7 protein-coding genes and 1 pseudogene are annotated in these 8550 nt (G+C 48.1%); all 8 read left to right on the plus strand.

Going from position 1 to position 8550, the window contains the following annotated elements; all coding sequences use genetic code 11:
• Nucleotides 1-612 (plus strand): DNA ligase (locus Q0198_RS07425; RefSeq protein WP_297896580.1); only part of this gene is annotated, 612 nt, incomplete at its 5' end.
• A gap of 52 nt (nt 613-664) precedes the next feature.
• The gene (gene galE, locus Q0198_RS07430) at nt 665-1654 is read left to right on the plus strand and encodes a UDP-glucose 4-epimerase GalE (protein ID WP_297896583.1); all 990 of its coding nucleotides are present in this window, start codon (nt 665-667) and stop codon (nt 1652-1654) included.
• 81 nt (nt 1655-1735) lie between these two features.
• Entirely contained in the window at nt 1736-3274 is a 1539-nt protein-coding gene (locus tag Q0198_RS07435) for an oligosaccharide flippase family protein (RefSeq protein WP_297896584.1), read from the plus strand.
• The gene (locus Q0198_RS07440) at nt 3271-4893 is read left to right on the plus strand and encodes a Coenzyme F420 hydrogenase/dehydrogenase, beta subunit C-terminal domain (protein WP_297896586.1); all 1623 of its coding nucleotides are present in this window, start codon (nt 3271-3273) and stop codon (nt 4891-4893) included. Before Q0198_RS07435 ends, Q0198_RS07440 begins: the two co-directional genes overlap by 4 nt.
• Nucleotides 4890-5951 carry a polysaccharide pyruvyl transferase family protein gene (locus tag Q0198_RS07445; RefSeq protein ID WP_297896588.1) on the plus strand — a complete coding sequence of 354 codons (1062 nt, stop codon included), beginning with the start codon at nt 4890-4892 and terminating at the stop codon, nt 5949-5951. Before Q0198_RS07440 ends, Q0198_RS07445 begins: the two co-directional genes overlap by 4 nt.
• Before the next feature lies 1 nt (nt 5952).
• The gene (locus Q0198_RS07450) at nt 5953-7032 is read left to right on the plus strand and encodes a glycosyltransferase family 4 protein (protein WP_297896590.1); all 1080 of its coding nucleotides are present in this window, start codon (nt 5953-5955) and stop codon (nt 7030-7032) included.
• The gene (locus Q0198_RS07455) at nt 7032-8297 is read left to right on the plus strand and encodes a glycosyltransferase (RefSeq protein WP_297896591.1); all 1266 of its coding nucleotides are present in this window, start codon (nt 7032-7034) and stop codon (nt 8295-8297) included. The genes Q0198_RS07450 and Q0198_RS07455 overlap by 1 nt, the downstream gene beginning before the upstream one ends.
• Nucleotides 8294-8550: pseudogene (locus Q0198_RS07460) on the plus strand (glycosyltransferase family 4 protein); the annotation flags it as partial. The gene Q0198_RS07455 and the pseudogene Q0198_RS07460, both read left to right, overlap by 4 nt.

Below are 8550 nucleotides of genomic sequence, written 5' to 3' on the forward strand. Positions count from 1 at the left end.
GGCTTCCCGCCGTTTTTCGTGGACGGCGAGCTATACACGGCGCGCGGAGAGTTTGAGCAGCTCGTCTCGATCGTCTCTTCTAGCGTGCCAGATGAGCGCTGGAGCAGGGTGAAATTTTACGCATTCGACCTGCCGAAGGAGCAGAAAAACCTAAGCGCGAAGATGGAAATTTTAAGAAATTTTATCGCCTCAAGCGGCGCGCAAAATTTGCTCATCGTGCAGCAAACCCCGGTAAGCACGCACGCCGACGTGCAGGCGTATTTTGATCGCGTCATCGCCGCTGGCGGCGAGGGGGTCGTGCTGCGCGATCCAAACGCGCTTTATGAAAGCGGCCGCAGCGATAAAATTTTAAAATACAAAAAGACGCACGATAGCGAGTGCAAGGTCGTAAAAATCAACCCCGGCTACGGCAAAAACGAGGGCAAGATGGGCTCGCTTAGCTGCGTGGATCTACGTAGTGGGGTGAAATTTAAAGTAGGCACGGGCTTTAGCGACGAAATGCGGGCAAATCCGCCTAAAGTAGGCACGATCATCACCTATCAATACCAAAACCTAACCCGCGAGAAAAAGCCGCGCTTCCCCGTATTTTTGCGCGTGCGACCAGCGATTTAATCTAAGGGGCTATAATCGCATATTTTGATAAATTTGATCCGAAGGAGAATAGATGAAAATTTTAATCACCGGCGGCGCGGGATACATCGGTAGCCACGTCGCAAAGGCGCTTTTAGAAGCGAACCGCCACGACGTCGTCATACTGGATAATCTTTGCAAAGGCTCGATGCGAGCGATCGAGGCGCTTCGCAAAATAGGCGAGTTTGAGTTCGTACAAGAGAGCCTAGAAAACACTCCCGCAATCGAGAAGCTTTTTAAGCGCGAGAAGTTTGATGCGATCATTCACTTCGCGGCGTTTATCGAGGTTTTTGAAAGCACGCAAAATCCGTTAAAATACTATCTAAACAACACCGCCAACGCGATGAATTTGATCGCGCTTGCGAACAAATACGGCGTGAAGGACTTTATCTTTAGCTCCACTGCGGCGACCTACGGCGAGCCAGGCGTCCCGCAAGTAAGCGAGGAAACCCCGCAAAATCCGATCAATCCGTACGGCAGAAGCAAGCTGATGGTCGAGTGGGTGCTAAAAGACGCGGCAGCGGCAAATCCGAATTTTAAATATGGAATTTTGCGCTACTTCAACGTTGCGGGTGCGGCAAGCGACGGCACGATCGGGCAAAACTATCCGAATGCGACGCATCTAATTAAGGTAGCGACCCAGACGATCGTTGGTAAGCGCGATAAGATGAGCATTTTCGGCGATGATTACGACACCAAGGACGGCACCTGCATACGCGATTATATCCACGTAGAGGACCTCGCAAGCGCGCATCTGGCGGTACTTGATTATCTGCAAAGTAACGACAGCGCGGTTTTTAACGTAGGATATGGCACGGGTTTTAGCGTAAAAGAGGTCGTCAATGAAGCTAAAAAAGTAAGCGGCGTGGATTTTAAAGTGCAGATCGCTCCGCGCAGAGCCGGCGATCCTGCCTGCCTCATCTCAAATGCGGATAAAATTCGCACCAAAACTTCGTGGCAGCCTGAGCACGAGAGTCTGGATGAGATCATCCTAAGCGCGCTTAATTGGGAAAAGAAGCTCTAGGTTCTAGCGTGAAAGTGAGATTTGAAATTTTAAAATTTTACTCCGCCGCGTTTAATCGCGGCGAGCAAAAGGAAGCCTTGTTTGCTTAAAATTCTAAACGCCCCCGAAGCCGCGCAGCGCAAGCTTGGCGTCGTGCTATCGTATGTGAATATCTTTGTTTCTACGATACTTACTTTGGTTTATACGCCGTTTTTTCTGCGGGCGCTGGGGCAGAGCGAGTTTGGGCTATATTCTTTGGCTAGCAGCGTTATCGGCTATTTGGCGATTTTAGATTTGGGTTTCGGCAATGCCGTGACGGTCTATACCGCCAAATACGTCTCAAGCGGCGAAGTGGAGCGCATGCATAAGCTGCACGGAACGATCTTTAGTGTGTATCTGGTAATGAGCGCGGTGATCGTGCTTGCAGGAGCTGCGCTGCTAGCCAATCTGCACGCGATTTTTGGCGCTAAGCTAAGTACTAGTGAGATGGGTGAAATTCGCATTATGCTAATGCTACTAACTGCAAATTTAGCGATTAGCTTTCCTTTTAGCATCTATTCGTCGATCCTTACGGCGCATGAGAATTTCGTATTTATTAAGCTAGTTGGGATCTTTCGTACGATCGCTCTGCCGCTAGTTGCGGTGCCTGCGCTACTTTTGGGATATAAGGCTATCGCGATCGTAATCATCGCTACGGCGGTAAATTTAATCTGCGTCGCGGCGGATTTCATCTATTGCAAAAGCAAAGTCTCGCCCGTGATAAGCGTGCGAAATTTCGACGCCCCCACGCTTAAGCAAATTTTTGGCTACTCGTTTTTTATATTTTTAGGCATCGTAGTCGATCAAGTAAACTGGAATGTCGATAATTTTATCTTAGGCGCTGTAGCAGGCGCTACGGCGGTCTCCACGTATGCCGTAGCAAGCACGATAAATGCCACTTTCGTCACGCTTTCGCTCACTATTAGCGGCGTAATGCTTCCTAAAATCGCCAAAATGGTCTCTGCAAACTCCACCGATTCCGAGCTTAGCGCGGAATTTATCAAAATAGGCAGGCTGCAATTTTACGTGATATTTTTTATCGCGTCGCTTTTGGTGATTTTTGGACGGGAATTTATCGTGCTATGGGCTGGCGCAAATTATGAAATTTCATATACAATCGCGCTTATTTTGGTGCTTCCAGTAAGCGTGCCGTTGATTCAAAATTTAGGCCTAGCCGTGCTTCAGGCAAAAAACAAAGTCAAATTTCGCTCAATCGCCGCGTTTTGCGTCACGCTCGCAAATATCGCTATTTCTATCCCGCTAGCTAAGGCTTACGGTGGCGTGGGCGCTGCGTGCGGTACAGCTTTTGCGATCACCTTGCTAAATATCTGCGTGATGAATATCTACTATGCTCGTGTAATCGGACTTGACATCGCTAAATTTTGGCGAAATATCGGCGCGATGGTAGTAAAATTTGCTCCCGCAATCGCAGTAAGCCTAGCGATAAATTATGCACTAGGCTTGCATGGAGTGAGTTTTTTGCTAATTTGCGGCGGGCTTTATTCGGCTATGTTTGTGCTAAGCGCGTATTTTTGGGCGATGAACGATTACGAGCGCGCGATTTTTGGTGGCATTGCAGCTAAGATAAGGAGGCGGGCTTGAGCTTCAATGTAATTAGCGAAGTGGTTACGAAAGACCGCTGTATCGGCTGCGGCGTCTGCGCGAGCAGCTGCCCTTTTGGCGTGCTAAAAATGCGGCTTGGAGGCAATGGATTTTACGCGCCCGAGGAGGGCGAAGGGTGCCGCGACAAATGCGATATTTGTCTAAAAGTCTGCCCGTTTTACGAAAAAGATACGCTTGAAAACGAGCTAAATTCTAAATCATACGCAGAGCTGGAAAGCTTTAGCCCAGATTTTGGCAGGTTTTTAGCTACTTACAAATTCTACAAAAAAGATGAAGCGCAGCGCCTAAGCAGTGCAAGCGGCGGCGCGGGAGATTATATTTTTCGCGAGCTTTTTGCGCGCGGGCTCATTGATTACGCGATTTGCGCCGTGCCTGCGGACGAGGGGGATTTTATAGCCCAAAATTCCAAGCGTGATTTTTCTGCCTGCAATAATTTAGCGCAGCCACAGAATTTGCAAAATTCCGCAACCAAAAATTCCGAACAGAATTCCGCAATTCCGAATTTAACGCAGAATTTGGCGGACGATGATTCTATAAATTTTACGAGTGCGCAAAATTCCTTTTGCGAAAATTTTACGCAGAATTCTATGCAGAATTTTACAAATGAAAATTTCGCACAGAATTCTAAAGCTTCTTGTAAAAATTCCGTATCAACGCAGAATTTTGCTTGCGAGAATTCCAAAAACGCGCGAAATTATGCGGGCGAAAATTCCGTGCCGCTATTTAAATTTAGCGTGATAAAAAATGCTGATGAGCTTACTCGCGCGCGCTCGTCCGCTTACTATCCGCTCACGCTTGAAGCAGTGCTAAAAGAGATGTCGCACCGCGAGGGTAGATACGCGATCAGCGCGCTGCCGTGCTTTGCTAAGGCCTTAAGGCTTGCTGCGAGTAAAAATCCGCGCCTTAAATCCCGCATAAGCTTTATTATTGGGCTGGTTTGCGGACAGGGCAAGGGTGCTGGTTTTACGCATAAGCTGGCAGATCTTGCGTTTAAAGAGCGTAAGCAGCTCGCAGCAGTTAATTACAGATATAAAATCGCGGGCAAAAGTGCGATGAGCTTTGGCTTTAAATTCCGCGCTGCAGACGGCAGCGAGGCGATAGACGATCGCAGTAGTAGCGCCTTTGCATACTGGAGCTCGCGCGCTTTTACGCCGCTTGCGTGCAACGCCTGCACCGACGTTTTTGCCAAATGCGCCGACGTCGTACTGATGGATGCGTGGCTGCAAAGCGAAATGAGTGAGTGGCGCGGCACATCGCTCGTAATTACGCGCGCAGCTCAGATCGACGCGCTATTTTCGCAACCTACGAAGCAGGCACGCGAGGAGATTTTTTGCGAGCGGATATCCGCAACGGAGGTGCAGCGCTCGCAGCAAAGCCAGGTAGAGTGCAAAAACGAAATTTTTTACGGCGCGAAAAACCCGCTTAGGCGTTACATCTTGCGCCAGAAGCTTCAGATCCAGCGATATAGCGCTACGCATTTTGATTGTGATGATTTCATCTCTGCTAGGCTTAAAAAAATTGCCGCTGCGAATAAAGTGCTAGCGCTTTTGGCGCTACCAAAGATCGCGGCATATAAAATTTATAGGAAGTTTGCATGAAGATCGGGATTTTTACCCTGCCGCTAGTAAATAATTACGGCGGAATTTTACAAGCTTACGCGCTAAGCCGCGTGCTAGTGGGGCTAGGGCATGAGCCGTGGCTCATAAACTTGCGCCTACAAAGAAGTAAACTATCGATTGCGTATATTAAATTTTTAGTGGCGCGCACGCTAAAAAAGGAGCTTAGCGGCGCGAAATTTAATCCCTCTTACGAGCGCGATACTAGCGAGTTTGTGGCGGAAAATATCCCCTTAACCGCGCCTGTTTGCACGCCTGCGGATTTAAAGGCGCTGTGCGAGAAAGAACGCTTTGAAGCGGTGATTTTAGGAAGCGATCAGGTTTTTCGTCCTAGCTATTTTGCGGATTTTGCAGATTGCTTTAGCCTTGGATTTTTGCTGCCTAACTGCACGCGGATCGCCTATGCTGCAAGCTTCGGCGGAGATAGGCTCTGTGGGCTTAAAAATCCCGCGGATTTAAAAGCTCACGCTGCAAATTTGGCTAAATTTAAAGCTATTTCGGTGCGCGAGCGCGATGGTGTAAAGCTTGCGCGCGAATGCTTTGGCGTAGATGCGAGCTGGGTGCTAGATCCTACGCTTTTGGCTAACAAAGAGATTTACGATAAATTTTTAAGCTATGCGCCCAAGCACAAGGGTTTTGCCTATATCCTAGATCCATCGCCTCGCTCAGAAGCGGCGATAGAGCTACTAAAGAAGCAAAGCGGACTAGAGATAGATGAGGTAAACGACCGCGGCAACCGCATCGGCATAAAAGCATGGTTAAGCGCTATTGCGGGCGCGGAGTTTGTGCTAACCGACTCATTTCACGGCTGCGTATTTTCCATAATCTTTAATAAGCCGTTTTTTGTGCTCGTCAATGCTAGTCGCGGTGCGTCGCGCTTTAGCTCACTTTTGGGCTCGTTCGGGCTTGAAGATAGAGCTTTACAAGATCCCAAAGACGCGCGGTTGGACGCGACTATCGATTGGGATGGCGTAAATGAGGCGTTGCGCCGTAAAAGAGAGGACTCGATGAAATTTTTAAAAACAAGTTTAGGCTCATAAAATGAAAATAGCTATGGTAATTTCTGCTTTAGGCAAGGGCGGTGCCGAGCGCGTGCTAAGCGTGCTGGCAAATTTTTTCTGCCGTGAGAATGAAGTCTGCGTGATAAAATTTGACGCAGACGAGCCGTTTTACGCGCTAGATCCTAAGATCGAGCTTATTAGCTTGGATTTAGGAGTAGGCGATTTAGGAGTATTTGGCAATATAAAAAAGCGCTACGATAAAATTTTAGCCTTGCACAGGCTTCTAAAAAGTCGTAAATTTGACGTAGTAATCTCGTTTTTAGATAATACCAATGTCCTTACGCTTATCGCAAATCTCGGAGTCGGGCAGAAAATCATCGTCTCCGAACACACCAATCATCGTTTTTTAAAAAGTCCGATCTGGCGAGCGCTTAAGCGGATCTTTTATCCGAGGGCTGCAGGTCTTAGTGTGCTTAGTAAATTCGATCTGGATCATTACACATATGTGCAAAATCGCGTGATTATGCCTAATCCGATGTTTGAGATCAGCCATGCTAAAGAGGCCCGCCCGCCTAAAGAAAATATCATCCTAGCAGCCGGCCGGCTCAATGTCTATAAGGGCTTTGATGTCCTTCTTAAGGCGCTTGCGCTTATAGATTTCAATCTTTTAAAAGAGTGGAAGGTGGTGATTGCAGGCGACGGAGAGGAGCGAAAGAGCCTTGAGAGTCTAGCTGCGAAGCTGCGCTTAAACGTGCAGTTCATCGGCTTTGTGCGCGATATCGAGAGCCTTTACGAGCGTGCTAAAATCGTAGTCGTAACCTCCAAGATGGAGGGCTTTTGCAATATTTTGATGGAGAGTATATTTTTCGGCACCGCTAGAATTTCTACAGATTGCATCGCAGGTCCTAGCGAGCTTATAAGCGACGGCATAGATGGGTTTTTGTGCCCTGTAGGCGATAGCGCAAGTATCGCTAAAAAGCTTGAAATTCTAATGAGTGACGAAAAGCTGCGCGAGCGGCTCGTGCAAAACGCCTCCAAGCGCGAGGAGAGCTTTAAAATTGAAACGATCGGGCAACGCTGGCTGGATTTCATAGCTGCTACGATACACAGGGAGGAATAATGAGCGAAAATCCCCTAATCTCTGTCATCATTCCCGTTTATAATGTAAAAGAATTCCTGCGCGCTTGCATGGAGCGCATCACGGCGCAGACCTATACGAATTTAGAAATTTTGCTCGTAGATGATGGATCAAATGACGGCAGCGAGGCGATTTGCGACGAATACGCCACGCGTGATCCTCGTGTGTGCGTGCTGCATAAACCAAACGGTGGGCAGGCTAGCGCGCGAAACGCCGCTTTAGATGTCGCTCGCGGGGAGTTTATTAGTTTCGTAGACAGCGATGATTTGATAAGCCTTGATTTGATTGAGACGCTTTTTCGCCTGACGCAGAAATTTTGCACCAAAATCGCTATGTGCGGATACGCAGCATTTAGCGACGAGAGCGAAATAAATAATTTCAAGGCGGCTTTGAATTCTAAAGAAAATCAAAATTCTAAAGAGATTAGCAATCCAGGAGGAGCTGCAAATTCAAATGCCAACGCAGGCGAATATAAAATATCGCCGCAAGAGCTTTTTAGGCGCAGTTGCACGCAGGATCCGTATTTTAGCACCGCGGTTTGGCGCGCGCTGTTTGCTCGCGAAATTTTCGCCGCTTTGCGCTTTCCCGCGGGGCAGATCTATGAGGATGTGGCGATATTTTTTGATATTTTTAACGCTTCTATTTCGGCGTGCACGGATGAAATTTTATATTTTTATCGCGTAAGGGCAGGCTCGACCGTAAACTCATTCGCGCGCAGGCATCTAGCGGTCATCGCTGCGGTGCGCCGCTATACTGAGGCGATCGCTGCGAATTATCCAAGCTTGGCGCGCGAGGCTAATTTTACTCGTTGCGAGTCCGCGCTGAATACGGCGTTTTTAATTATCAAATCGAGCTTTGACGCTACTGGTTCGGATGGGGATGCGACTTCTCCTTCCGAGGCTAATATGTGCAGCTTGGCAAACGAGGCGGATTTGCATGGCGCTGATAGTTTATCTTGCGCATGCGGTAAAAATTCCGCAGTTAAAAATTCCTCCGAGCAAAATTATATGCGAAATTCTAAGCAAAATTCTGCGTCGCAAAGAAAGATCGCAGATCCCCGCTCTCCTTTAAGCGCTGCAGAAGCTGTGGATCAGATCCACTCACTGCACGCTTTGGTGCGCGAGCGGCTGGATTTTAGATTTTTCGCGGCGCATGCAAGCCGCACGCAGACGCTGATGATGGTCTTGTTTTACGCTAGCCCCGCGCTTTTGCGGCTATTTTATAAAATTTATCGGAAGCTAAAATGAAAATTTTATTCGTCATAGCAGCTCTTAGAAACGGCGGCGCCGAGCGCGTGCTGCAGGTTTTGGCGAACCATTTTGCGCGCGCAAACGACGTTACGATCGCGATTTTGGAAAACGACGAGGGCAGGTATAAATTTAGCGAAAAGATAAAATTTTTGCATCTGGACGTTTATAAAAACGGCGGCAGGTTCGATAAATACAGAATTTTGCGCGAGTGTTTCAAGCGCGAGCGCCCAAGCGTCATCATCAGCTTTAT

Source organism: uncultured Campylobacter sp. (assembly GCF_938045205.1).
Lineage (GTDB): Bacteria > Campylobacterota > Campylobacteria > Campylobacterales > Campylobacteraceae > Campylobacter_B.

Bases quoted from the DNA above. Each gene is read 5' to 3' on its own strand.
- galE (WP_297896583.1), top strand. From the start codon at position 665: ATGAAAATTTTAATCACCGGCGGCGCGGGATACATCGGTAGCCACGTC.
- Q0198_RS07445 (WP_297896588.1), top strand. From the start codon at position 4,890: ATGAAGATCGGGATTTTTACCCTGCCGCTAGTAAATAATTACGGCGGA.
- Q0198_RS07450 (WP_297896590.1), top strand. From the start codon at position 5,953: ATGAAAATAGCTATGGTAATTTCTGCTTTAGGCAAGGGCGGTGCCGAG.
- Q0198_RS07455 (WP_297896591.1), top strand. From the start codon at position 7,032: ATGAGCGAAAATCCCCTAATCTCTGTCATCATTCCCGTTTATAATGTA.